This is a genomic window from Rhodohalobacter sulfatireducens (genome assembly GCF_022012475.1).
Classification (GTDB): Bacteria; Bacteroidota; Rhodothermia; order Balneolales; family Balneolaceae; genus Rhodohalobacter; species Rhodohalobacter sulfatireducens.
Window position 1 is genome coordinate 1 of sequence record NZ_JAKLWS010000014.1, and the last position, 25941, is coordinate 25941.

Below are 25941 nucleotides of genomic sequence, written 5' to 3' on the forward strand. Positions count from 1 at the left end.
CCACGGTACTTTTCCAAAACCCTTATGAGCTTCCATACTCGTAAGGGTTTTTTTATTTGATAGCAACCAGCCGGGCGAGAAGTCTATCCCGCCGATGGGGAATGAGCGAAGCGAATCGGGAAGCCCGGCCCACGGTACTTTTTTACATACAATAGTATTGCCTACAATGTGGACGAACTTATACAGATGCCTGGAAAGTTACACTTTATTGAAAATATCATTAGTGGTTAAGGCACCGATTGTTGTAATTATAGTGAAGTGACGCTTTAATAGCGTCTCACTTGATGAATAGTCAGGGTATCACATCTGAATGGTGTGATACCTGATTTAATTGAACTCCTTAATCCATCCCGTTTAATCTGTTAAAATTAAGTTCCCGGGTAGTAGAGAATATTGCATAGAGGGTGTAAAATGGAATAATTTTACACCTAATTTCGTCTATTCAGTAACTATACAGGATTTCCTTGAAATAAAAAGAGAGGAGATTTTCACATCCCCTCTCCTGTACTATCTCTTTATGGGAGTTATGTAAGCCTAATTAAGATTAGGCACTTACAGCTTCTTTGAGTGAATTGCCTTTAAAGACATATAAAAGTGACGTTGCAATAATCAGCACTTGAAACTCCATTCCACGGCCACCGTTATTGCCCATATTGATTGAGTTCCAACCATACTGGGCATGAACCATGGCAATAGCACCAATCATGACAATTGTAAACAGGATTCCGGCAAGTCTTGTGGCCCATTCAGGCCCAATTCCACCCCAGAGCATTAATAATGATCCTCCAATTTCTACAACTCCAAGAATAAATACCATTGCTGTTGGCATACCCATCATTGAAGCCACTTCACCAGCCATCGCAACTTTTGGAAATCCGTGATATATAAATATTGCTGCCAGTGCAAATCTCGGCAGCCAATGCGCAATTCCAGAAAGTTTGTTTAATCGTTCCATATAAACTCCATCTTTTTCTAATTCCGATTTCACTTATATGATGCGACAAGCCAATAACATCTTACCTTATTAATTGCGCACGATTAATTTACGGCTGAGCATCCCTAAAACAGTTCCGTATGCCAGGTGAACCAAAAGCGTAATGAACAGGTACTCGATTGTGGAGCTCAGGTACAGTGGATGACCCGGAGAAAGCAGTTCTGCATTCCCAATTCCAAAGAATCCCCAACCGATAATGGGACTGTAAACCAACATCATAAAAAACCATAAAGCGACCGCTAATTGAAGCCCTCGTTTTACGGATACTTCGTATTCAAATGCATAGAGAAAGACGAAAGCCCAAAGAGTTCCATAACTGTAATGTACCAGTGAAGAAAATAGCGATTGTTCAATGCCCAGGTTATACAAAAAAGCAGCTGCTGGATGAATATTCGTCGGCGCTATACTCAGCAAATACATTGCGGTTTTCATCACAACATCCATCGAGAACGTTGCCGCCATTCCAATTAAAATCACCTTAATCCATTTCATAGCGTTGGGAATAATTTACAGGAGTGCACTATTCGATCCTTTTTTTATTGTGCTGTCAAAAACAATTTGAATCATAAATTGGTCTGATTCGGGATACTTTAGATGACCGTCAATTTGCTTCAGCAGTTTTTGAATCAGGTTGAATCTCAAATTTGAGGTATTCTCCTTTAAGTGATCATCAGCACCTTTACTCACGGCACGAATCTGTAAACAATATTGATCTTCCACCGTTTTCATTGCCAAACCAATATCAATATGGTTCTCAGTTTCAGACAACATATTTATCATATAGTATGCCAACTCGTTGCTTAGCAAACCGAGCGGAACAGCCAAGTTGATGTTAATGGTGGCATCATCGTCCATGAGAGTTTCTCTGTAGACCTCTCGAATATTCTGAAAATTGACCTGAAGATGAGTAGCCAGTTTGTCGATATACTGGGAAGCATCAATTTCTGAAAATGTATCTGATTGATACAATAACTCATGCACAATGGCCATCGACTGAATTCTGGAACGGCTTTCGGCAAGGGCATCCTCCGTATTTTCACCCAACATCTCTTGCAACTCCAATAAGCCCGATATCACTGCCATATTATTTTTAACCCTGTGATGGATTTCGGCCAACAGAACATTCTTTTCGTCCAGCGATTCTGAAAGCTTATTTTGCTCTTTCTTCAGTGGAGTGATATCTATGGAGTGAACGTGAATTCCCTTCTCTTTCGAAATAAAATTGATCACCTGCTGATAATATTTACCATCCGTTTTTATCTCTTTGATGGTTGTTGAATCCCATTTTTTAGAGAGGTCTCTGAACTCCACCTTCAGTTCCTCAAGAAACGGATGGCCCAGGCCCTCCGCTTTTAATGAGGGGAACAGTTTTCTGGCTGATTGATTAATGAATCCAAGCTTACCATCTCCAGATACATTGATAACGGGATATTGATTTAACTCCGGAAACAGGGCAAGATAGTCTCGCTCATGCAGCAGGCTCTCTGTTTGAGTGATCTGCTTACTCCCGCGCACTGTGTAGATCACCCCAATTAACACGATTAGAATACCCAGCAGAACCGTAAACCAAAGGGAGTAGCGTTTTAGCATCAAAAGTATTTGCGCATTTCCCAAAATCATCTCTCTTGTTTGTGTATGGATCTTCTGATTGGTGCTTTGATACCTGTATAGTCCCTTCTGTGCAGATTCTGTATTCTCCCTTTCTTTCAGAAGAGAATCGAGAACCTCCTGCTTTTGCTGTTGCAAATTCTTGACATCACTCCAGGTTTGTTTGATATGTTTGATCTGATCTGTCTCCGAAAAAAGGGTAAAGATTCGTATCAACCCGTTTATTTCATTTGGATGAATCTCATCTGGGTCAAATGCCGGAAACACTATATTTGCCCTTGGCTGATCTTTCATTAATTCATCAATGACCTTTTCCGGATGATTTTGTGATGATATTGAATTGTTGTAGGATATGAGAAAAGATTCTTGCCCCGACTCCAGGTAGGTTACAATGAGTGAATCTTGGGCACTGTTTTGCTGCGACCATCGGACTATCAATCGATTCAGATCACCGGTGGCAGTTAACATATTGATGGCAAATGTTGTAAGCACAACCAACAAGCTTGCCGAAATAATAAACACTGAAACAACTGCAACGTATTTTTTTACAGACTGACCGCCTTCACCTACTTTATTCATTACACTTCATTTGATCAAAAGATTTTGCAGGCATATAACACAAAACAGACGATTATTGAGGTCTCAATCTTACTTTTTAAATTTTACTGAATGGCAAGCAGGTATCTTGAGTTTATTTTAGTAAGATATAACTGAACAGCAGCATCAAACAGGTGTTTAACAGTAAATTATAATGGCTATGGAAAAAACACTCGAAAAAAGCAGAACGGAAGACCATCATCTAAAGACATCATCATTTCCATTTACCCGTACGGAACTCATCAAAAAATTTGAAGAGGTTCGCGCTTTTACTGAACAGATCACAGATCCACTTGAGATCGAAGATTATGTAGTTCAGGTAGCCGAGCATGCAAGTCCGGCGAAATGGCACTTAGCACATACAACCTGGTTTTTTGAAACTTTTTTACTGGAAAAGGAACTGGAAGATTACGACCCTATTCATCCACAGTACAGCTACCTATTTAATTCCTATTATCTTCAAACCGGAGTTCCACACTGCAGAGCACGCCGGGGGAATATTTCGCGGCCAACCGTAAAACAGGTTTATGAATACCGGGAAAGCATTGATGAACATGTTCTCAATTTGATCAAAGATGCAACTGACAAGCAGTACGAAGAATGGGCACCCATTATCGAAATCGGTATTCATCACGAACAGCAACACCAGGAACTCCTGATGACGGATCTGAAATATATGTTCTCACAAAATCCGTTGAATCCTGTTTATAAAGAGATTGAACGACCGAAGGCAAAATCTATTCCCGAGAACTCCTGGATTAAATTTGATGAAGGAGTGTACAAAATTGGGCACAAGGGAGAAGGTTTTGGGTATGACAATGAGTTTCCACGTCACAAAACCTACATTCACGATTTTGAGTTAGCAAACAGACTGGCTACAAATAGTGAGTATATGGAATTCATGAATTCCGGGGCATACGAAGAACCCGAATGGTGGCTGGATGAGGGCTTCTCTACCATTCGGGATGAGGGTTGGAATTCACCGTTGCACTGGATAAAAGTGGATGGAAAATGGCATCAGTTTACTCTATCGGGACTTGAGAAAATTGACCCCAATGACCCGGTCACTCATGTAAGTTATTTTGAGGCAGATGCATATGCCCGGTGGAAAGGATACCGGCTCCCAACAGAACAGGAATGGGAAGTAGCATCGGAAACAGTTCCTGTTGAGGGACACTTTGCTGATGCCGGTTATCTCCAACCAATTGCACTTAGATCGGAAAAAGGAGGTCTGCAACAGATGTTTGGTGATGTTTGGCAGTGGACCCAAAGTTCGTACTCCCCCTACCCCGGCTACAAGCCATTACCCGGTGCATTAGGTGAATATAATGGGAAATTTATGTGTAATCAGTATGTCTTGCGCGGCGGTTCTTGTGCCACATCTAAATCCCATTTTCGCAGATCGTACCGAAACTTTTTTCATGCCGACGAACGCTGGCAATTTACCGGGATACGACTCGCACGCTAATTCAATCATCTACAGTTTAAATTTATGGAAGCAACATTAGAAAAGAAGAACGTCTCAACTGAGATGTTACCCGACGTTTTGGAAGGATTACAAAAACCTCAAAAAACCCTGCCCAGCAAATATTTTTATGATCAAAAAGGGTCAGAACTGTTTGAGGAGATCACGGAGCTGGATGAATACTATTTGACCAGAACTGAACTGCAAATTATGCAGGAAAAGATTCAGCAAATTGCCAACAGATTAGGTGAGAAAATTCAACTTGTGGAACTGGGTAGTGGCAGTAGTTTTAAAACCCGGTTATTGCTCGACCACCTGCAGAATATTCACTCCTACATACCGGTAGATATTTCAAGATCTTTCCTTGATGATGTAGCTCAAAATCTACAAGAAGAATATCCCGAATTAAAGATTCAAGCTATAGCGACGGATTATACAAAATCTCTTCATCTCCCCGAAATCCCCGATGCAGTCAAACGTATCATCTATTTCCCAGGATCTACCATCGGAAATTTTACAAAAGAAAATGCTGAAGAGTTTATTGGGCTAATCGCAAATTCCTTGCATCAAAATGATGGATTGTTGATTGGTTTTGATTTAGTCAAAGACAGGGAAACATTGCTTGCAGCCTACAACGATTCTTTGGGAGTTACCGCTGAATTCAACAAGAATATTTTACAAAGGATCAATAATGAATTAGGTGCTGATTTTGATCTAAGCGGATTTGAGCATAAAGCTATATTCAATGAAGAAAAAAGCCGTATTGAGATGCACCTGGTCAGCCGTTCTAAACAGGTCGTGAATATTGGAGGAGAAAATATCACTTTTGAAAAAGGAGAAACAATCCACACTGAAAATTCTCATAAATATACTCTCTCCTCATTCAGAGAGATGACCAACCCACATTTTAAAGAAGTGATCACCTGGACGGATTCAAATGAATATTTTGCTATACAGTATTTGCATAATTGAGATTCAAATGCACCATTTTCAGCGAATCAAATAAGCAAAAAATTACAGTTTTCACGATGCTGGTAACTAAATCTACAAAAGTAAATCAGCATGAGTAGCCCCGACTCACAAGTCGGAGACTTTGGAAATAACACGGAGAAGAACTCCGAAGGTATTCCCACATTTTATACAGATCTGAGCATAGGTAACAAGATCCAGAGCACTTGACCTTTTGAGGGTTCATCCAAATTCAAACCCATGCTTGAACGAACCGGGACTATTGCAGGCCTTCAGCCTGCCAATAGAAGGGCTGTAGGCTTCAACCCAGATCGATGCCCCGGGCTGATATAACTTAGGCTTTTCCCCAAGGGATACCTTTGGTGCAGCCTGTTGTATTTGCCATAAATCACAGGCTGAAAGCCTGTCAGATCGAAGCTTGGGGCATCGCCCCAAGTATGTACGTGAATCCCTTTGGGCAGGCTGAAAGCCTGCAATAGACGCCATATTTTAACCTCAAAATCGCTTAGGACAGTTTTGATCAACAACCATTCAATTTAGAAAAAATGGAAATATTTCAATCCAAGAAGTAAGATTAAACCAGCTTATACCATCTACCAAACATTAATCACGAATTAAATTTCAGCAGTTCAATGAATAAAGTAGCAATCGTCGTATTAAGCGAAGCAGGAAGTCACGAAGCTCTCGGCCGAGTAGTGAATGCGTTAGAGTTTGCGAAAGAGCTTCAAGATCATAATGATGACGTTAAAATTGTTTTTGATGGTGCAGGCACGACATGGATTCCAAAATTGGAAGACGAAGGTCATGATGCTCATCCGTTATACGCGGCTGTAAAAGAGAGTATTCACGGAACGTGCAAATTTTGCTCAAAAGCGTTTGGAGTGATCAATGAGGTTCGAAATACAGACATCGACCTTCTTGATGATTATGACGACCACCCAAGCATGCGCTCCTTCATTATTGAAGACTACAAAGTAGTAACCTTTTAAAAAACTCATTTTATAATTGTAATTAACCTATTCAACTAACTAACCTATGTCTGACTCAAAACCCAATTTCTCTGACCTCAAAGCACTTTTTGTAAACTGTACACTAAAAAAATCCCCCCGTAAAAGCCATACCCGCACGTTGATTGATGTATCTATGAACATCATGGGTAAAGAGGGAGTTGATGCCAAATGTATTCGATTAACCGATCACGATGTTGCATACGGAGTCTACCCGGATATGACTGAGCATGGTGCAGAAAAGGACGATTGGCCGGAGATTTGGAATGATGTGGATGCAGCTGACATTTTAATTATTGGCACCCCAATTTGGCTGGGTGAAAAATCATCGGTAGCCACAAAATTAATTGAAAGACTCTACTCCATGAGTGGACTTCAAAACGGTAAAGGACAGTATAAGTATTACGGAAAAGCCGGTGGGTGTTTGGTAACCGGTAATGAAGATGGTATTAAACATTGCGCGATGGGAATTCTTTACGCATTGCAGCATGTAGGGTACAGCATTCCTCCACAAGCTGATGCCGGCTGGATTGGAGAAGCCGGTCCCGGACTCAGTTACGGTGATGAAGGCGATGATGGGCCTGTTGGATTCGATAATGAATTTACCCAGCGTAATACTACATTTATGACCTACAACTTGTTGCACCTTGCTAAAATGTTGAAAGATAACGGTGGATATCCTAAATATGGAAATTCCCGACAAGACTGGGACGACGGTACCCGCTGGAACTTTGAGAATCCGGAATACCGATAAGATTGCAGATAAAGGTTTGATTTAATCATGAGTAACCCGTCCCCCGATATCTCAGAGAGCGATTGTAAACATCTTGCCGATACTGCAAAAAAAATCTTAAACAACAACTGGAAAGACTCATTTACCGTCCCATCCTCAAGCCAGTATCCTCATCAATGGTCTTGGGATTCTGTTTTTATTGCGATGGGTTATGCCCATTACAACCAGGACCGGGCCGAATCTGAACTTCGGCACCTATTTAATGGGCAATGGAAAAATGGAATGGTACCTCAAATTGTCTTCAACTCAACCGAATTAAATGGCGACTATTTTCCCGGTTATGAATTTTGGGAAATCAACAAGTCTGATAATGCTCCCGACACTGTAAAAACATCCGGGATCTGCCAGCCACCGATCCACTCTACCGGTGTTCTTCATCTTATCAAATATGCACCCAACCGGGAACGGGCTCTCAAATTTGCATCTGATCTATTTCCAAAACTGGTTTCATGGCATAACTATTTATACAGTGAACGCGACCCAAATAATGAAGGATTGGCCTATATCAGGCATCCGTGGGAGTCCGGTCAGGATAATTCTCCAATTTGGGACAGCATACTGGATGAGTTTGAAATTAACAAGGAAGAGCTCCCTGAATATGAACGGAAAGATGATATTCATGTGAATGCCGATGAACGACCATCAAGTGAGGAGTATGACAAATATGTCTATCTCGTTGATTTTTTCCGACATCGAAATTACCATGAAAAACAGATACTAGATGACAATTGCCCGTTCTTAGTTCAAGATGTACTCTTCAACACGCTCCTTTGCAAAGCAAACAGAGATCTTGCTGAAATAGCTTCACTTATTGGAAAAAACCCTAAGCCTTTCAAAGAATCAGCAGAACGCACAGCAGAGGCTATGAACCAGAAGCTTTGGAACGAGAAAGAACAGATGTATAACGATTTTGATTTACAGACATCCAAAAAAATTCAGGCAAGAGTACTTGCCGGATTCATGCCGTTGTATGCCAAAATTCCTGACGAATCTCAAAAGCAAAAAATGTTCGATTATTTGAATACACACTGCTTCTGTCAGTTGACAGACACCTGTTTCCCGGCTCCCAGTTATGATAAAAGCGGTGATGATTACTCTGCAAGGACATACTGGCGCGGTCCCGTTTGGATAAATATGAACTGGCTTTTAAGTGAAGGGCTTGACCAGTATGGATTTGATGATTATGTGAAACAGGTAAAAAATTCAATTATTCAACTCCCGTTTAAAAGTGGGTTCAGGGAATATTATGATACAGATACCGGGGAGGGTTACGGTATTGAAAACTTCTCTTGGACAGCCGCACTATTATTGGATACTCTTTATCGTGAAAATGCCTCTGCAATTTAGATGGCAGTGCGGATCTATCAATCTTAGCGACCTATTTAACATCAGTTCCATATATATTTCCTTGTAGATAATCAGAGCTCGGTTCGACCGTTTTTGGCCTGAGCAATGTCGCTGATCTATTCTCCTCAAAGTGAAACACATAACTAATTCATTCCGATTGAAAGTCATAATCGGAATTTGACTCCGGATGGATCCCTACGGCACGATTAATATGACGTATTTCATCATTAGGCCCATCTTTATCTCTCGAATTCATTTTTATTTTCACAAGAACTTTTCAACAAACTGTATTCGGATAGATGCATGAATTCGGGTAAAAGTCCGCAAAAGCAAACCAATAGCCATTATAAGATCGTGTTGACGTTAATCTCTCTCCCGTTCTTGGACCGCTCACAGCCTCACCAAAAATGTTCCAGCGGTTGCTTTCACTATCCTCCATGATGATGGGCAATTCGTCCTGAACAGGTTCGAAATCAAGTACATTTCCATCATCTGTTAAATTGACAAATGAAACGGCAATTTGATCCGAAGAGTTACCGGCAAACACGATGTTCTTGCCTCTGAACGACTCCTGGATCACCTGAACTTCATCTGCCAAATCTTTGATCGGATAGATTCTCATAACTGTCTCTTCTCCCCTGAATTGATTTTCCATCACTGCATGGACAATCGTTTTATTGTCCAGCCGATCATCATCTCTTCTGGGTTGAAAAACAAATTGATCGTCATTTTCTAAATATCCCCTGCCGTATGCATAGCCCGAATAATTGCGTGAAAATCCTGTGTCGGTTGTAAGTACTTTTGCTTCAGGATAGAGCTCTTTCCAAGTTTTCCAAGTACTTTCTACTACCTGGATAATTTCACCCTCTTCTCCAGACAGGTTGCCACTTACCGACCGCAATTGCATTTGGGACCAATTACTGTCGGTATTCCGATCGTACATGATTAAGTTATTTCTAAAAAGCAATCCGGAAACACCAAATTCATTGACCTCTGAATTTATTTCTCTGTTGTAGGCAATGCCGGTTCCGGTTAGAGGGCAATAGGTTAGTGAAAAATGCTGACCGTTAATCTCATCATTTACAATTTCATGCCAGTCCATTACCTGGTGTGGATACAAACGCACTTCTTCGTCAATCTTAACACCGATTACAAGTCGCTCATCTTGCACAAAGTTGGCCTCATTTACTGATTGAAATGATGGATTCTCAATGGATGGAATTCCATCTTTACCTGGCCCGCCGTCAACAACCTCCTGAACCGGTATTAGCCAATCTCCTCCTGACGAAGTACCCACATTATCATTTGACGTAGTATTGCACGACATCCATAGAAGCATACTGGTTACAAGTACAATAAAAGGAATAGTTTTAGGAGTTTTTTCAGTCAACATATCTCACACCATTATCTAAAAATTATTAAGTGGTAGTTGCCAACTAGACGATTCACTCCACAAATGTCTTACTTTTTCTCCGGGAGTTTTCAAAAAGGTAAGATTTAATATGAGTAAGACATCAGTTAACTAAAGGAACCGAGTATTCATTTAACGGTTTTTTTTTAGTAGGATGGTTTTATACCACGTTTCATTTATAACTGTATCGAGTTGAATAATGAGTGACACAACTAAGATTTTACTAACAGCCATAATTGCTATTTTTTTATGGGTCGGTGATGGGATTTTGATGAGAACCTTATCTGCTCAAACATGCAGTTGTGCGGGTGCCCCTTTGGTAGGTGCTCAATCTCTTGGCTCAATTGAGCAGGGAAATCTAGTACTTGGGTTCACGACGCATTTCAACAATATCGATAAATTATATGCAGGCTCAGATGAGTTGAAGAACCGATCTGCGGACCGGAGTACCTTTACCAATTTATTGGAAGCAAACTACGGAATTACAAACAGGCTCTCGTTCACCGGCACATTTTCTTATGTAACGAAGGAGAGAGTGACTGGATTACAAAACTCCACAACTTCGCAAACACTGCAAACAGCGGGAGTTGGTGACGCCCTGGTTATGCTTAAATACAATCTCATCAAACAAACTCTCTGGAAACCCTATCAATTCATTGTTGGAGCAGGATCTAAGATTCCCATTGGATCCTTTTCAGAAACATTAAACGGTATTCAGTTAAACGCAGATATGCAACCGGGCACGGGTTCATGGGATTATACAGGCTGGACCTTTTTATCATATACGTTCAGAGCTCAAAACATTACTCTTTTCACCGTTAACGCTTTCAGTAAAACCACTTCAGCCCAACGTTTTAACAAAAACGATAATTTTGAATTTGGCAACGAACTTAACTCTCTCCTGGGAGCTACTGGCCCACTCTTTAACAGATTCTCTTTTAACCTGAGATTGAAATACAGGACGGCCGGCTCCGACTTGCGAAATGGAGTAAATTTACCCAGTACCGGTGGTGAGTGGCTAAATTTTGAACCCGGTATAGGAACTCAACTTACAGACCGATTGTCAATGCAGGTATCGGGTGAGATCCCCATTTATCGGAACGTTAATGGTACACAGCCTTCTACAACCTATATTTTATCAGCGTCACTGTTTTTCAGCTTAAACAAAAATGAAGGTGGCTTTAATCTCGGCCTGCCCGGCAGGTGAACAGTTTTAACTAAAATTACTTCGTCATGAAACAGATCAAACCAAGCATTTTCATAATAATCACATCCGTATTTTTATTGATCTATTCAATGAATGTTTATGGTCAGGAAACCGGTGATTCATCTCCCTGGATTTCGTTTGAAGAGATGGTTGAATCGAATCAGAATCAACCCAAAAAAATTATGCTTTTCATGGAAGCGGATTGGTGCGGTATTTGCAAGCGCATGAAGCGGGAAGTATTTCCGGATACAACGATTGAAAGTATTCTAAACAATAAATTCTACCCGGTTCGAATTGATATCGAATCCAAAGAAGAGATTCAGTTTATTGATGAACGAGTCACAAAAGAGGAACTGAGTAAGCAATTTGGGATTCAGGGAACTCCCACGATTATCTTCCTGGATCATGATTTTTCGGTGATCGGGAATAAAGTAGGTTTTTCAGACCGGGAAGAGCTTACTGCCCTTCTGAATTTTATAACCGATGAGCAGTACAATGAAACTAATTTTGAAGAGTATATGCAAAACACTCAATGATAACTTTGCTGTACAAATCGCATCCGACCGCTGCTTTATCGGTCAGACGGGTACAACAGGCCTTAAACCAATCTCAGTGAAGGCGAACCATATTAAAAGACCCCTGTAAATCTTATTCAAAGAAGGCTTTCGAACCCCATCAGACGGCTGTATTTGCCGTTAGATGGATGCCTTATTAACTAACGTGTTAACACCGTCCACCCGTCTGACCGCAAAATCAGCGGTCTGACGGGATAGTAGTTCAAAGCTTTCTCAAAAAATATTGTAAAAAATGATTAACCCAGCGTAAGAACCATCTGCCTGATGCACTCTAATTATCAATGAAACAGATCCATTGTATTTCAACGGATTGTAAATGTGAACATAGTAACTTTTAAAACTTATGCTGAAAGCAAAATACCTTGTATCCATTCTACTCTTTATTACTCTTTCTGCAGGCCTTTATTCTCTTAGCCTGGCACAAAGCTCTTCAAACGAAGACTTAGAAAAAGCTCCCGATTTTGAGGTTACAACCCTGGAAGGAAATTCTGTGAGCCTCGAAAAGTCGGTAGAAGAAAATAAACCCATGGTGGTCTATTTTACAGCCTCATGGTGCCCTACTTGTGCAAAGAACTGGCCGGTATTTTCAGAGCTCTATCCTGAGTACAGAGATGATCTGAACTTTATATCCATCAGCATCGACCCAACGGATACGAAAGAAGTAATATCGAACCTGGTTGAAGAGGAAGATATTACCTATCCATCTACCTGGGGCCATCCCAATATTATGGTTGATTTTGGTGTACAAGCACAGGCTACTACGGTGGGTATTAACCGCGACGGATATATTGAATTTGTAAAAAGTAATACCGCTCTCAGCAAAGAAGAATACCAGGCTTTGTTTGATCAGTTAGTAAGCGCCTCGTAAATGGAGTTTGTCTCATTTTCTTTCGTACAGGGGGTTCTGGCTTTCCTGGCCCCTTGTGCGGTTGCTTTATTGCCTGGCTATATCGTAGCTTTCGTCTCCCGGAATTCTGTGGGGAATCCGTCGTTAGGGAAACGTCTTGGCCGCGGTTTAAAACTGGCCATGCTCAGCATTCTAGGTATCTTGATTATCTACACCATTGCCGGTGTTTTTATTATTGTGGCTGCCCAGGTTCTCAAAGAGTACATGAAGTGGATTACCGTGGGTATGGGAGGGCTTCTGACTATACTGGGAATTTTGATGATTATGGGTAAGAACATCTCCTTGTCGGTGAATCTTAGAAACCCAACCGACAGATCCGAAGCTGTTGAAGCCGTTGTATTTGGCCTTGCATATGCCATCGGTGCACTGGGGTGCTTATTCCCTCTTTTCCTGGTCGTTGCCACACAGGCGATGTCTGCCGAAACAGCTCTGGAAGGAGCCTCTTATATCGGAGCCTATTTTGCCGGTATCAACAGTATGATGATTGGGGCGATTCTTCTATCAACATTTGCTAAAGATATGCTTATGAAATATCTCCGAAAGATTCTACCCCACATGGAGCGAATAACCGGAATTCTGCTCATTTTGGCAGGAATTTATGTGATTTATTATCAAATGGTCCTTTTTTAAACTACTATTCAATGAAATTATTTAATCTATTCAAGAAGAAAAGAACAGGTAAAATGGAGTCTTCAACCTGGAACACCTTATCCGAGTTTAAAGATGTTCAAGCGATACTTGATAAATCAAATGAACGCCCTCAATTGATCTATAAACACAGTACCCGGTGCAGTGTAAGTTTTGTTTTAAAAGATGATTTGGAAAAATATGCTGAACAGATTTCTCAAAAAGCCGATTTAAATATCGTTTATGTTATTCAGCAGAGGAATATATCCAATGCTATTGCAACTGAGTTTAAAATCCGTCACGAATCTCCACAAGCCATCCTTCTAAAAGATGGAGAGGTCATATGGAAAGGGTCTCACTGGGATGTTAATGCAGAAGAAATTCTAAACAGACTTAAGTCGGTTACTATTGAACAAACATAACCAATTTACTGTCACCTGCCACAAAAGCTTGCCATAAACACTTCAGGATTGATGTAAATAATACACTGCAAGTTCTTTCTTTTGTAGTTACCTTCATTTAATAAGTGTACAAGAAATTGTTCAGTGCTTGAATACGCCGCCATCTCCCAACAAAAAAAGTGCAACTTGCCTTACTCCCGGTAATCAGGCATTACATATCGGTAAGAAAAACAGGTCTCACTTCGTCTATTAATTTCTAGAATAATAAAAATTATTGAAGAATATGGAACTCGAATTAATACACGATTGGCTCATGAGTCTTTCTGAAAATTATAATGTGAATCCCTACATCTTTGCGGGTATTTATGTTGGTGCAATACCATTTTTCACACTATCAGTTGCCTGGATTGTACGCAACAAAAGAAAAAATAAACAAATTACCCTGCCGGTACTATCAACGGGTTTCTTTCTATCCTCAGCATATATTTATTTGATGATTGCGGGTGAAAACGTACCAACCTGGGTGTATCTGCTAATTATCGGTTTATTGGGATACGGCATTTATACAACGTTTAATAAAATTAAGAACACAAAAAAAGAGAAGGCAACTGCATGAGTTATCAATATGATTTTATAGTTATCGGTGGTGGAGCGGCAGGGCTGACTGCCGCCGGAATGGGAGCTAATTTTGGAGCTAAAACACTCATGATTGAAGCCGACAAACTCGGCGGCGATTGCACCTGGACCGGTTGCGTGCCCAGCAAAACACTTTTACATGCTTCCAAACTTGCAGCCGGAATTAAAGAAGCAGAAGCATTTGGACACCAGTCTGCAAAGCCGTTGAATTTTTCTGCCATTCTTAAACATGTTCGAAAAGTGAGAGAAGAAGTATATGAAGAGGCAGATGACCCGGATATTTACCGTGATATGGGGGTTGAAATTGAATTTGGTACAGCCCGTTTTGTAGATGATCATACCCTTGCTATCTATAATGAAGAGAAAACAACGATTAAAGAAGTAAAGGGCAGATATATTCTGATTGCAACCGGAAGTAAAGCGATGGTCCCTCCTATCAAAGGATTAGATGAGGTATCCTATTTAACCAACGAATCCATTTTTGAGTTGGAAGAACAACCCGATCGATTAACCATCATCGGTGGGGGCCCTATTGGCATTGAAATGGCCCAGGCTTTCCAGCGGCTGGGTACGCAGGTAACTGTTTTTGATATGCAAGACCGGATTTTGTCGAATGACGATGAAGAACTGGCAGGAATGCTTTTGAAGAGGCTGAAAAGCGAAGGTGTTGAATTTCAGCTTTCGGCCGGGGTGAATGAGATTTCACAAAATGAAGATGGTTCGGTTCTGGTACATGTAGAAATCGATGGGGAGGAAATCACTCAGGATGGTGATGCCTTGTTGGTAGCAGTAGGCCGGGCAGCAAATTATAAAAGCCTAAATTTGGATGAAGCAGGAGTTCATTATTCCAAGCGGGGAATAACCGTGAGTGATCGTTGCAAAACCAACATTTCTCACATATATGCAGCAGGCGATGTTACCGGAAGGTATCAATTTACACACATGAGTGAGCATATGGCCAAAGTGGCGGCAAGCAATGCCATACTTAAAGTGCCCATGAAGATAGATACCGAACATGTACCCTGGAGTACGTATACCGATCCTGAATTGGCAAGTGTGGGAGCAACCCAGAGACAGCTTGTTGAAAACAGCACTTCATTTGAAACCTATCGTTTTCCGTACAGCAAAGTAGACCGCGCCATTACGGATGGAGATACAGACGGGTTGATTAAGATATTTGCAAAAAAGTGGAACGGTAAAATTCTCGGGGCCACTATTTATGGCAAACAAGGCGGTGACTTAATTGGTGAATATGCCCTGGCTATGAAAAACGGAGTTACTCTCCGTAATATAGCTGATACCATTCATCCCTATCCAACCTATGGACTTGGAGTTCGCCGGGCGGCCGATCAATGGTATGTGAAGAACCAGTCGGAATGGATGAGTAAATTGGTAAAGAAGGTATTCCGGTATCAAGGTGAAATTCCGGATTTGTCGGATAAAAACCGAATTGTTTAATACGGTTTTATAGGATATTGGAAGTAACTGTGATTCAATCAAAAACTTTTGTTGAAAAATCAACCAGAGATCTCTTTGCCCGGATTATTTCCGATTTTCTTAACCCGTTGACCTTACCTCTGCTGGTTTTTGGTATGGCGAGTTTGGTGATGAATGCTTCAAACCGGCGGGTTATAGAAGTGATGGGAAGTACCGCCTTTTTGTTTTTGTTTATTCCGCTTCTGTCGGCAATCTTTATAAAGGAATTGAAGAATGGCCGGACGCTCGACTTTCACGAACGAGCGTTAAGAACAAATTTATATCTGGTATCCCTTCTAAGCGTTGGTGTAGGCGGGCTGATTTTTTTTGATGAGATATTTACCAGTACGTATAGCATTCTTCTCATTACCTATTTACTGAACTTATCAGTGGCTTTCCTGGTGAATTTTCTATGGAAAGCAAGCGTACATGTGGGATCTGCTGTTACTGCTGCGGTAATGCTAAGCTGGTTAGCAAGTACAGGCACACAAACATTTTGGCCTGCAGTAGCTGCAACTTTACTCACTAGCTTGATCCCATTCCTGGCCTGGTCCCGGCTTCACCCGGAGGTACACAATGGGTTTGAAATCGTTTTGGGGGCAGTATCAGGATTAATATCCACAATTCTTGCTCTTTCAATCTTGACGTAATGCAACATTCGAACTCCAGCATCAAGAAAACAATGCTGTCAACCAAACCTGGTTTCTGCTATAAGGTTTTTGTAGGCATGAATCATTGTTTTTTGCGAAGCCCCGAAAAAGAACATCAAAAATGTTACAAGGTTGATAAAATTAACTTTTAAATAACCATTGTGAATATATTTTCGATGTGAAACAGTGACCTCACCAGGAAAGATTCGAAAAGTATTTCGTTTTCTTAAGCGGCTAATCAGCTCAAAATCTTCCATGATTTGATAATTTTTAAATCCATTTAATGATTCAAAAACATCTTTTTTTATAAATAATGTTTGGTCGCCACCCCTGCAAAACAAGAAATCGAATCGGGTAAACCATGAATTCACTTTTAATGGCCAGGCCTCAGAATCAAACCGAAAACGATAACAACCAGATTCTGCCCCATCTCGCACGGCTTTAATAATATCATCTGCATATGTTTCAGGAGGTACTGAGTCTGCATGTACAAAGTACAGGATATCCCCGGTAGAATTCCGGGCGCCAAGATTCATTTGAGCAGCCCGTCCCTTTTGTGGAGAAAGCAAACACTCAAATCCTGCCTCTTTTACCTTTTGGAGCGTATCATCAGAACTTTGTCCATCTACTACTAAAATATCTGCAACAGAATCATCTGCATATTTTTTGAGATACCGCAACAAATTTAAAATGCTATCTGCTTCGTTGTAAGCAGGAATTATAATGCTGATTTTCATGTACTGAACCATCTTTTATTCTTTTAAAAGTGTGATTGGGCCGAACCATGCCAACGTTGACTCTTCAGTATTATCTGAGTCGGTCATAATGGTTATGCCGGTAATTTCTCTTGGCTCTTCTCCAAATGCTTCTTGGTAGTCTTCAAGAATATTCCTTTTTAAGGAGACCCATTCTCCGGCCTTCTCATTGCCGGAGTTAACAACAATATATTTTACCCAGCTTGTGTAGGGGTTCTCTTCGATGGTACCCACTGCTGCTTCATTTGCCCATACATAATTCAGTGAACGCAAAGGAATATCAAAAGAGGTAAAAGTTTTAAAAAAACGATATTTAATTCGCTGGCCTAGAGGCAATTCACCAACCGGATAATCGAACGTAACATAAATTCGAACTACGAAATCATCCCCGTCTTTTTCTCCAAGTTCTCCCGACTGAATAACCTCATCAATCTTCCATTCCCATTCCAGGTAGCTGAATTTATAAGGATCAGCCCTAAGAGAAGTGGTTACACTCGAAATAGCTTGCTCACTGCTTGCTTTGATAATCGGCGTTCCGTCTTCCTTTTGATCCCGTTCGTAAACGGCCTCTTTCTTATTTCCAAAAGGTTCATGTCGAAGAATTTGGGCATTGTCATCCTCTGGGTCAAAATCGGCGGGGTTCAGCACAAACCGGTCGATACTGTCTGCATTTAGACGAATCGGTTCCTGCGAAAACGATGTAATAGGAATAAGTTGAAAGATAAGCAGGAGCAGAGGAATTACTAATAATTGCGAGTTTGAAAATTTCATAAAAATACATCCGGTTTAATGTTCAATACGTAAGTAACTGCTGATTGGATGGTATGTAACGGAAAAAACTTACGGTTCCGGATGTAAGATATCTTGGTGTTAGTCCGTCCAATCTAAAAGACAAAACCAAAACGAGCATGATTTTAATAATTTTAGTTGGCTTGGCCATGATTTCAGGAATTTCAAGTCCTGATATAGAGATGAAACAGTATTCTCTTGATAAATTAAGTTACACGGAACTTTCAATGGAATTGGTCAAAGAGGTGCGTGATGGAGATAAAACTGAGCCGATCACTCAAAGATTAGCAAATGTTTCGGAAGATGAGCTGTATAATGACCTGGAAACCGAGGCTCAGAAAAAAGCTTTTTGGCTGAATATTTATAACGCTTACATACAAATTCTGCTGCTCGAAGATCCCGGTCTTTTTGAAGACCGCAACAGTTGGTTTGGATACAATTTCTTCTCCTCCCCTCAAGTTGTGATTGCAGGCAAAGAATTGAGCTTTGATGATATCGAGCATGGAATTATGCGACGCTCAAAGATTAAACTGTCCATGGGTTATTTAGATCAATGGTTTGTAGATGATTTTGTTGAAAGGTTTTGGTGGGATGAAGTTGACCCCCGCATTCACTTTGCCCTTAATTGCGGAGCCGCCAGCTGTCCGTACATCGCCGTATATGATCCCGATCGGGTCGAGGAACAGCTTGATATCACTACTGAAAATTACCTCGAACAGACCACAGATTATTATCCCAATGAAAATAAAGTGGAAGTTAACAAGCTTATGAGCTGGTTCCGTGCTGATTTTGGGGGTCCTTCCGGGGCTATTCAAATGCTAAAGGAGTATGAGGTGATTCCTGAAAATGCAGATCCATCCATTTCTTATAAAGAATACGACTGGACACTGGAACTCGGAAATTACCAGGATATCTGAATACAAATATTTAAACCAACATATAAAACCTGATTAGCGATATGCAAACAATTACCAAGTTCAATGAAGTAAAAGAGTATTATGGTAAAGTGCTTAAGAAAAGTAAAGATTTGAAAAGCAGTGCATGTTGCACAACGGAGTCGTTGCCGGACTGGCAAAAAGAGATCTTAAAGGATATTGAGGATGAAGTGGTTACCCGTTTTTACGGATGCGGCTCACCCATCCCGTTAGATTTGGAAGGTATAACGGTGCTCGATCTTGGTTGTGGAACAGGTAGAGATCTATTTATGGTTTCAAAATTAGTGGGAGAAAACGGCCATGTGATCGGTATTGATATGACGGAAGAACAGCTGGAAGTCGGGCGCCGACTCACAGATAAACAAACGAAGAGATTTGGCTTTGAAAAACCCAATGTGTCTTTTTTGAATGGATATATCGAAGATTTGGATTCAGTTGGCCTCGAAGATAATTCAGTGGATGTAGTGATTTCAAATTGTGTCATCAATCTCTCTCCGGATAAAAAGCGCGTGTTTTCGGAAATCTTCAGAGTCCTTAAACCGGGTGGCGAGCTATATTTTTCAGATGTATTTACAGACCGAAGAGTTCCCAGAGAGCTTCAGGAAGATCCTGTTTTGTACGGAGAATGTCTTTCGGGAGCGATGTATATGGAAGATTTCAGGCGCTTACTCAGGGAAACTGGCTGCTTAGATTACAGAGTACTTTCTGAATCTCCAATCTCGCTCGATAATCCTGAAATTGAAAAAAAAGTAGGGATGATCAATTTTTATTCCATGACCATCCGCGCATTTAAACTAAACAGCCTGGAAGACATTTGCGAGGATTATGGACAAGTGGCTGTCTATAAGGGATCTATCCCACATGCTCCTCACCGCTTTGAGTTAGATGACCATCATATTTTTGAAACAGGAAAACCGATGCTTGTCTGCGGAAATACAGCTGCGATGCTCGAAGAAACACGGTTCAAGAATCATTTTACAGTTGCCGGAGATCGTTCAGTACACTACGGAGCTTTTGATTGTGGAGATTCTGTTGGCCTTTCAGAAGAGAAAACTACATCCGGTGGTTGCTGTTGATTTTTTAAGAAGAAATTTAAAAATCCTCCAGGCGATCAGTATAGAAAAGTTTTAAGCAGGCGTGGTTGCTTTTTCCTGGCTCAATTTTTTTCAAAGAAAGTGTCTATCCCTGCATTTTGTAATTGGGCGGTCATTCCGTCCCGGGGTGAGTTTGTCAGCACTGCCATTCGATATCCTCTTTCTTGCAGGCCTGTAGAGCTTGTGGAGCATCTGGATGAGGCAGGGCGGTATGAATTGGAGTGAGAACTTTTTTGCTTCACATTCTTAATTATTTCTTCGATTCGATTTGATGAATTTGATTTACTTATCCATCAGCGGCTGATGAGACAAAATTATGGAGTGCACCTCCAATTTTTTTAAGAACATCGTTACATCCAGTGATTGAATGTCGATTTTTTAAATAATCCGGATTGTTGTAACCGATTTGAACAATACCCTCTGAATTTTTCCAAATCAATATCTTTTGCGGAAGGTCTATGGCAGCTGTTTGGCTGCACTGCATGATTGGGGTTCCAAGATTCGGGTTTCCTACAATAATAAGCCTCGTTGGTAACAACTCCATATCTACACCCGACGCACCCTGTTGATGATCTATTTCACTAAAAATAGTAATGCCATTTTCTTTCAGGATATTTTCAAGGCGGTTGGCGGTTTCTTCAACAGTGTAATTGCTTTGTACTGTTGTTATTCCCTCCTGAGCATAAGCAGTTGAGAATGAGATTATTGAAATTATCAAGAGAGTTGTTTTTAGTAGTAAACGCATATTTTTCTTTTTTTTAGTGAACAATACTACGAGTTAATACTTATATCCCTGGACTTCTTGATCATCAGTTTCTATACCAAGTCCTAAAACAATTCGGTTCACAAAATTAAAGTAGCTGATGACCAGTGTGGCATCCAAAATAGCACGATCAGACAACCCCAAATCTTTTAAGGGTTGCAGGTCTTTTTGCTCCTCTAACCCATTGGGTTCCCTCGTGAGTTTTTTCGCCAGTTTACAAAGCTTTAAATCGATTTCAGATAACTCAACTTTTGAATAATCTTTACGAAGCTGTTCTACTTTTTCCTCGTCTTTCCAATAGTGGTTGAGGGCTTCAGCGTGATGCAACTGACAATATTCACACTGGTTTACCGCCGAAACAACCACGGCTATCATTTCTCTCTGAGCTCTTTTTAGCGGGGACTTTCCAAACATCACATGCATATACAAATCCATATGAGCTGTAATCGATTCAGTGTTCAGACTTTGAATCTTATGAATTTGAGCCAATTTTCCACGGCTTTCTTTTAGTCCATGATAAATCTCTTTGAGATCTCCTTTTGCATTTTCGGGTTCAATAATTTCGATATATGGCATTTTCCAATTATTAAATTTTAAAAGCTTTACCCGGGCTAATCAATCTTCTTCAGGCATTCATCAAAATGAAGATGCCGAATTTTTACGGCCCGAACAGAATAGACAACTAAAATGATCAGTGATAAAAAAATAAAGAAAACGCCGGAGATAAGGATTGCAGAACCGATACCCAAAGAGACTGTTGAAAAAGAGACAAGTCCACTGAGCACCATAAGGGCTGTACTGATGTAGAACCCCGTCATGCTGTACGTTAACAGTTTCATCTGTGATAACTTTTGATGGATCAATCTCTCATTTATTTTTGCTTCAGTAAGTAAGCGCTCTAACTCTTCGTTTAGAGAAACGATTAAAGTAGAAGTACTTATAATCAATAACCCAATGCCGGGAAGAATGGTAATTGGCAGGTACCAGGTATTCATTCTAATGGCTCCAAATTTTGCAAGATAGTAGGAATCAGCTCAGAAATAGTTGGATGAATGTGAACCGCCCGGCTAATAACCGTATAAGGTTTATCTGCATACATCACATCCAAAAGAGAATGAATGATCTCATCGCCGTCTACTCCTAAAATGGTGGCGCCAAGAATGCGTTCGGTATCGGCATCAACTAAGATTTTGATAAACCCTTTTGTCTCTCCGCGTTCTTTTGCGCGAGCTATGCGGGTCATCTCCCTGTACCCAATCAATATGTTTTTGTCAGATCCCCTTGCTTCATGTTCGTACATACCGATATGGCTCAAAGACGGGTCGGTATATAGCGCATAATTTAAAATTCTGTCAGAGACTTTCCGTGGATCATTATCAAATAGGTTGGCTGCCACAATTTCAAAATCGTTGTAGGCCGTATGTGTGAAAGCTCCCTTGCCATTAACATCACCCAAAGCCCAGAAACCATCTACCGTGGTTTGCAAATAATCATTCGTTTGAATGTACCCGCGATCACTGGCTTCAATTTCTGTATGCTCAAGTCCCAGATTATCTGAGTTTGGCCTGCGGCCGGTGGCTACTAAAAGATGTGTGCCCGAAATTTGAGGTGAACCACTTTCACAATCTACACTTACAGTCATTTGATCTTCTGTTTGAACAGCACTGATGCACTTTGCCTTCAATCGAAAATTAATTCCCTCCTCTTCCAGAATGTTTTGCAATATTTTGGATGTTTCAGGCGTCTCGCGACTGATAACTCTGTCGCCCTGTTCAACGATGGTCACTTCACTTCCAAACCGCCGAAACATTTGTCCGAATTCGAGACCAATATAGCTTCCCCCGATTATTACAAGATGCTCGGGAACCTCTTCCAGGTCCAGGATCTCTTTATTGGTCATATAATCAACATGGTTGAGTGCTGGCGGAACAAATGGCCGTGCGCCGGTATTTATAAAGATCTTTTCTGCGGTTAGTTTCCGGCCTCCAACTTCAACAATATGGTTATCAATAAATTTTGCATGCCCCTCCATAACTGTCAGGTTCTCAGTTTCTCTAAGCCAATTTTCAACCCCGTTTGTTGAATTCTCAACCAGCTTATCTTTACGGGCTTTTACTTTTTTCATGTCAACCTGTATATCACCAGAGATTTCAACACCGAAGTCATCTCCCCGACGGGCCATATGAGCGGCTTTAGCGCTGGCAACCATCGCCTTTGTGGGCGTACAACCGGTGTTTACACAAGTTCCGCCAAACTTATCTTTCTCGATGACCGCCGTTTTCAACCCCTCACTTGCACATCTGGCAGCTAATGAAGGTCCGGCTTGTCCAGTTCCAATGATGATTGCGTCAAATGTTTCCATATCTGAAAATCTCTTAATTATGAATGATCATTAAATCGTTTGTCTAATTGACGAGGTGAATCCAACTGTTCTTACAACCTTTTTTTAACAACATCTTCCATTTTGCTGAATCGGAGGACATGGTACACTGCCGTATGAACAAAACACACAACAGTCTCCCGGTTTAGGTTTTATAACGCTTTTACAATACTCACACTCCCAAAAATATTGGCAGGAATCCGTTGGCATTGGTTATTCAGATGATCTGTTGCAGTTCGGACAGGTTAAAATTGATCTTAATATCACTTTTGCCATTTTCTTTAATTTAATATCAGTCCTCAAAAATTTCTGTTTCCGGCCAAAACACAAGCCATGCAAAGGCAAAATAGTCTCCAAAAATCAGCGGTTCCAATTTTTCACCTGCCATGGGGCCGGACACCGCTTCACCGGTAATAATCCAGGTTGAATCGGTTTCCCTGTCTTTGATTTCTGAGCCATCGTCATAGAAAGTGAGTGTTTCCCCGTTTACACTCCTGGAATAAGCGCCGGTTGAACCGTCCTTCCGGGAATCTGAAATCTCGGGTGCATCCAGAGCAGAACGGGCACCCTCAACATGAAAAATTACAATCGGTTCATCAGCAAGTTCATCGTTAATCACCTCTTTACTTTGGCTGATTGGATAGGGATAGGCTTTTTGTTGATCTCCTATCCTCACACCAATTACCTTTTGTAGCGGTTTTAATCGGTCATCCTCTATGTCTCCTGCTAAAAATGGTGTGTTATTAACATCATCGTACCCGGAATAGGGATTTCTTCCATACGGACGATCAACACCCGTGTTTTTCGACAGAACCTCTCCATCAGGATGGGCCTCTTTGAATTGTTGATAGGAGATAATCTGGCTCGGAAGAATCTTTAACTGTTTCCCTGTGTAATCGCCCACAATAGCCTCTCCCGTAAACTGCTGCCAGAGGGATTCGGTTTTTCTGTCGAACATAATCATATCGGAATGTCGCAAAAATCCGGATACACCAAATTGATGAGTTTCCCCGTCAATGCGTCGATCAAAAACAATTGCGGAATAACATAGAGGACAGAATGTGACCAATACCGGAATATCCCCAAAGTTATCATTTACGATTTCGTGCCATATCAAAATTTGAAGCGGGTAGGCTCTTGCGCTGCCGTTTAATTCAAACGAAATGACAGGCTCATCGGGATCTATCCAGGAATCAGCCTCTTTACTGGAAATAAAATTTGGGTTATTAATGGCCGGTATTCCGTCTTTCGGAGGTCCGCCGGATTTGAGTTCTGAAAGTTCTATACTCCTCTTACTCGTATCCGTTTTCCAGCCAGAAAAACTCTGACTAAAAATATTCGAAGGAAAGAAGATTATTTGTGATATTAGGATGATGATTATGGTTTGTATATTCTTCATTTTCATCCCGATTGAGGTTTATTTTTTTAAATTTCTAATGCAGTTACATCTATGCTGGACTGGTTTAAAAGACGCGATAAGAAAAAAAAATCTTACTCTACAAACGAGGACTGGATTAAAGCTCTCACTCCGCCCCCCGAAGAACAGGCGATTGAACAACTTAGGGGTTACCTGTTGAAGGGGTTAAAATCAGTACTCTATAAAAACGTTGATCGCGGCCTTAATGATTTTTGCGAAGATATTACGCAGGATTCACTGCTTAAAATCCTGGATAACGTTGATACCTTCCGCGGTGAAAGTAAGTTTACAACCTGGGCGATGAAAATTGCTGTCCGTGAAGGCTATTCCGAACTACGAAGAAAAAAATATGATGATATCTCGCTGGAGCAATACAGCTCGTACGATCCCGATGAAAAAGATGCCGTTGAAATAGAGCATGAACAGGCGGGTCCGGATCAAATCACGCATGAATCTATCCTCGTTCAAAAAGTGATGAAGATTATGGAGGAGCAATTAACCGACAAACAGAAGAAAGTATTGCAGCACCTGATGATCGATCAAATACCGATGACGGTTGTGGCCGATATGATGGACAGCAATCGAAATGCTATCTATAAATTGGTATATGATGCAAGGTTAAAACTCAGAAAGAGCCTGGAAGCAGAAGGGATCAACCCGGAAGAAATATTAGATGAGATGTAAGAATTGTGAAAGACACTGCATCTATAATCTGAAAACAATGATAAAATGAAATTGAATAAAGATATTATTAAAAAACTGGTCGGTATGGCACAGAATGTGCACCCTGATGAAATCGGGTGTGATGAGTGCTTCGATCAGATTCACGAATTTGCAGAGATAAAACTCCAGGGAAAAGAAGCCAAAAAAGCGATGCCGCTTGTACAAGATCACCTGGATAAATGCGGCGAATGCAGGGAGGAGTTTCATGCCCTTCTTGAGGCAATGAAAATTCTGAATGAATAGAAATTTTGAGAACGCTTCAAAAAATCCCCCTTCGAAGGGGGAAAGCCCTGCTTCCGATCACGTTTTAAAATTTTAAAGAAGCAGAGCTTCTATCTGCCATTCCTAAGCAGGAGCTTAGGAATGAGTTAATTATTTGAACAAAATTTTGATGCTTGAAGGACTTTCGCTCCGC

At 40.9% G+C, this 25941-nt stretch carries 29 protein-coding genes and 1 pseudogene; 17 read left to right on the plus strand and 13 right to left on the minus strand.

Annotated elements, in window-relative coordinates; genetic code table 11:
• Positions 1-544 precede the first annotated feature (544 nt).
• The 3 genes from L6773_RS11700 to L6773_RS11710 form a co-directional block, all read right to left on the minus strand.
• Positions 545-955: a DoxX family protein gene (locus L6773_RS11700; protein ID WP_237854605.1), complete on the minus strand. Its 411-nt coding sequence runs from the start codon at positions 953-955 to the stop codon at positions 545-547.
• A 69-nt stretch (positions 956-1024) separates the two neighbouring features.
• On the minus strand, positions 1025-1486 hold the full coding sequence (locus L6773_RS11705; protein ID WP_237854606.1) for a hypothetical protein: 462 nt from the start codon (positions 1484-1486) through the stop codon (positions 1025-1027).
• Between the two features lie 15 nt (positions 1487-1501).
• Complete coding sequence (locus tag L6773_RS11710; protein WP_237854607.1) at positions 1502-3181, minus strand: histidine kinase dimerization/phosphoacceptor domain -containing protein; 1680 nt, start codon at positions 3179-3181, stop codon at positions 1502-1504.
• A gap of 178 nt (positions 3182-3359) precedes the next feature.
• On the opposite strand from L6773_RS11710, the gene egtB reads away from it, so the two are divergent.
• On the plus strand, positions 3360-4667 hold the full coding sequence (egtB, locus tag L6773_RS11715; RefSeq protein ID WP_237854608.1) for an ergothioneine biosynthesis protein EgtB: 1308 nt from the start codon (positions 3360-3362) through the stop codon (positions 4665-4667).
• A 24-nt stretch (positions 4668-4691) separates the two neighbouring features.
• Positions 4692-5636 carry an L-histidine N(alpha)-methyltransferase gene (gene egtD / locus L6773_RS11720; RefSeq protein WP_237854609.1) on the plus strand — a complete coding sequence of 315 codons (945 nt, stop codon included), beginning with the start codon at positions 4692-4694 and terminating at the stop codon, positions 5634-5636.
• Positions 5637-5855: 219 nt separating this feature from the next.
• Here the strand turns inward: egtD and L6773_RS11725 are convergent, their stop codons facing one another.
• Complete coding sequence (locus L6773_RS11725) at positions 5856-6119, minus strand: hypothetical protein (protein ID WP_237854610.1); 264 nt, start codon at positions 6117-6119, stop codon at positions 5856-5858.
• Positions 6120-6265: 146 nt separating this feature from the next.
• Between L6773_RS11725 and L6773_RS11730 the strand changes: the two genes are divergently transcribed.
• Genes L6773_RS11730 through L6773_RS11740 form a run of 3 tightly spaced genes read left to right on the plus strand, consistent with a single transcriptional unit; the run spans position 6266 to position 8780 of the window.
• Positions 6266-6622 carry a hypothetical protein gene (locus L6773_RS11730; protein ID WP_237854611.1) on the plus strand — a complete coding sequence of 119 codons (357 nt, stop codon included), beginning with the start codon at positions 6266-6268 and terminating at the stop codon, positions 6620-6622.
• Between the two features lie 46 nt (positions 6623-6668).
• Positions 6669-7394: a flavodoxin family protein gene (locus tag L6773_RS11735; protein ID WP_237854612.1), complete on the plus strand. Its 726-nt coding sequence runs from the start codon at positions 6669-6671 to the stop codon at positions 7392-7394.
• Between the two features lie 27 nt (positions 7395-7421).
• Positions 7422-8780, plus strand: coding sequence for an MGH1-like glycoside hydrolase domain-containing protein (locus L6773_RS11740; RefSeq protein ID WP_237854613.1), 1359 nt, complete (start codon positions 7422-7424; stop codon positions 8778-8780).
• A 277-nt stretch (positions 8781-9057) separates the two neighbouring features.
• Here the strand turns inward: L6773_RS11740 and L6773_RS11745 are convergent, their stop codons facing one another.
• On the minus strand, positions 9058-10173 hold the full coding sequence (locus L6773_RS11745) for a DUF3179 domain-containing protein (RefSeq protein WP_237854614.1): 1116 nt from the start codon (positions 10171-10173) through the stop codon (positions 9058-9060).
• A 217-nt stretch (positions 10174-10390) separates the two neighbouring features.
• On the opposite strand from L6773_RS11745, the gene L6773_RS11750 reads away from it, so the two are divergent.
• The 8 genes from L6773_RS11750 to L6773_RS11785 all read left to right on the plus strand — a co-directional run bounded on the left by L6773_RS11750 (position 10391) and on the right by L6773_RS11785 (position 16670).
• Complete coding sequence (locus L6773_RS11750; protein WP_237854615.1) at positions 10391-11398, plus strand: hypothetical protein; 1008 nt, start codon at positions 10391-10393, stop codon at positions 11396-11398.
• A gap of 26 nt (positions 11399-11424) precedes the next feature.
• Positions 11425-11934, plus strand: coding sequence for a thioredoxin family protein (locus L6773_RS11755; protein ID WP_237854616.1), 510 nt, complete (start codon positions 11425-11427; stop codon positions 11932-11934).
• Between the two features lie 382 nt (positions 11935-12316).
• Positions 12317-12841 carry a TlpA family protein disulfide reductase gene (locus tag L6773_RS11760; protein WP_237854617.1) on the plus strand — a complete coding sequence of 175 codons (525 nt, stop codon included), beginning with the start codon at positions 12317-12319 and terminating at the stop codon, positions 12839-12841.
• Complete coding sequence (locus L6773_RS11765; protein WP_237854618.1) at positions 12842-13510, plus strand: cytochrome c biogenesis CcdA family protein; 669 nt, start codon at positions 12842-12844, stop codon at positions 13508-13510.
• A gap of 11 nt (positions 13511-13521) precedes the next feature.
• On the plus strand, positions 13522-13929 hold the full coding sequence (ytxJ, locus tag L6773_RS11770; RefSeq protein ID WP_237854619.1) for a bacillithiol system redox-active protein YtxJ: 408 nt from the start codon (positions 13522-13524) through the stop codon (positions 13927-13929).
• A gap of 262 nt (positions 13930-14191) precedes the next feature.
• Complete coding sequence (locus L6773_RS11775) at positions 14192-14524, plus strand: hypothetical protein (protein WP_237854620.1); 333 nt, start codon at positions 14192-14194, stop codon at positions 14522-14524.
• Positions 14521-16002, plus strand: a complete 1482-nt coding sequence (locus tag L6773_RS11780; protein ID WP_237854621.1) for a dihydrolipoyl dehydrogenase family protein — start codon at positions 14521-14523, stop codon at positions 16000-16002. Before L6773_RS11775 ends, L6773_RS11780 begins: the two co-directional genes overlap by 4 nt.
• Before the next feature lie 29 nt (positions 16003-16031).
• Entirely contained in the window at positions 16032-16670 is a 639-nt protein-coding gene (locus L6773_RS11785) for a hypothetical protein (protein WP_237854622.1), read from the plus strand.
• 38 nt (positions 16671-16708) lie between these two features.
• Here the strand turns inward: L6773_RS11785 and L6773_RS11790 are convergent, their stop codons facing one another.
• Positions 16709-17407, minus strand: coding sequence for a TIGR04283 family arsenosugar biosynthesis glycosyltransferase (locus tag L6773_RS11790; RefSeq protein ID WP_237854623.1), 699 nt, complete (start codon positions 17405-17407; stop codon positions 16709-16711).
• A gap of 15 nt (positions 17408-17422) precedes the next feature.
• Positions 17423-18196 (minus strand): DUF3047 domain-containing protein, encoded by a 774-nt coding sequence (locus L6773_RS11795; protein WP_237854624.1) that lies wholly within the window; start codon positions 18194-18196, stop codon positions 17423-17425.
• Between the two features lie 137 nt (positions 18197-18333).
• Here L6773_RS11795 and L6773_RS11800 point away from each other — a divergent pair, with 137 nt between their 5' ends.
• Entirely contained in the window at positions 18334-19131 is a 798-nt protein-coding gene (locus L6773_RS11800; RefSeq protein WP_237854625.1) for a DUF547 domain-containing protein, read from the plus strand.
• A gap of 41 nt (positions 19132-19172) precedes the next feature.
• Complete coding sequence (locus L6773_RS11805) at positions 19173-20225, plus strand: methyltransferase domain-containing protein (protein WP_237854626.1); 1053 nt, start codon at positions 19173-19175, stop codon at positions 20223-20225.
• A gap of 304 nt (positions 20226-20529) precedes the next feature.
• Here the strand turns inward: L6773_RS11805 and L6773_RS11810 are convergent, their stop codons facing one another.
• The 6 genes and pseudogenes from L6773_RS11810 to L6773_RS11830 all read right to left on the minus strand — a co-directional run bounded on the left by L6773_RS11810 (position 20530) and on the right by L6773_RS11830 (position 24785).
• Positions 20530-20988, minus strand: coding sequence for a DUF302 domain-containing protein (locus tag L6773_RS11810; protein ID WP_237854627.1), 459 nt, complete (start codon positions 20986-20988; stop codon positions 20530-20532).
• A 33-nt stretch (positions 20989-21021) separates the two neighbouring features.
• Positions 21022-21582, minus strand: a complete 561-nt coding sequence (locus L6773_RS11815; RefSeq protein WP_237854628.1) for a peroxidase-related enzyme — start codon at positions 21580-21582, stop codon at positions 21022-21024.
• 35 nt (positions 21583-21617) lie between these two features.
• Positions 21618-22001, minus strand: a complete 384-nt coding sequence (locus L6773_RS11820; protein ID WP_237854629.1) for a DUF2721 domain-containing protein — start codon at positions 21999-22001, stop codon at positions 21618-21620.
• Positions 21998-23368, minus strand: a complete 1371-nt coding sequence (locus tag L6773_RS11825; RefSeq protein WP_237854630.1) for an FAD-containing oxidoreductase — start codon at positions 23366-23368, stop codon at positions 21998-22000. Before L6773_RS11825 ends, L6773_RS11820 begins: the two co-directional genes overlap by 4 nt.
• 84 nt (positions 23369-23452) lie before the next feature.
• A pseudogene (locus L6773_RS21600) lies at positions 23453-23662 on the minus strand (GDCCVxC domain-containing (seleno)protein).
• Between the two features lie 16 nt (positions 23663-23678).
• Positions 23679-24785: a DUF3179 domain-containing protein gene (locus L6773_RS11830; RefSeq protein WP_237854631.1), complete on the minus strand. Its 1107-nt coding sequence runs from the start codon at positions 24783-24785 to the stop codon at positions 23679-23681.
• A gap of 51 nt (positions 24786-24836) precedes the next feature.
• Between L6773_RS11830 and L6773_RS11835 the strand changes: the two genes are divergently transcribed.
• On the plus strand, positions 24837-25487 hold the full coding sequence (locus tag L6773_RS11835) for an RNA polymerase sigma factor (RefSeq protein ID WP_237854632.1): 651 nt from the start codon (positions 24837-24839) through the stop codon (positions 25485-25487).
• A gap of 45 nt (positions 25488-25532) precedes the next feature.
• Positions 25533-25769 carry an anti-sigma factor gene (locus L6773_RS11840; protein WP_237854633.1) on the plus strand — a complete coding sequence of 79 codons (237 nt, stop codon included), beginning with the start codon at positions 25533-25535 and terminating at the stop codon, positions 25767-25769.
• Positions 25770-25941: the final 172 nt, after the last annotated feature.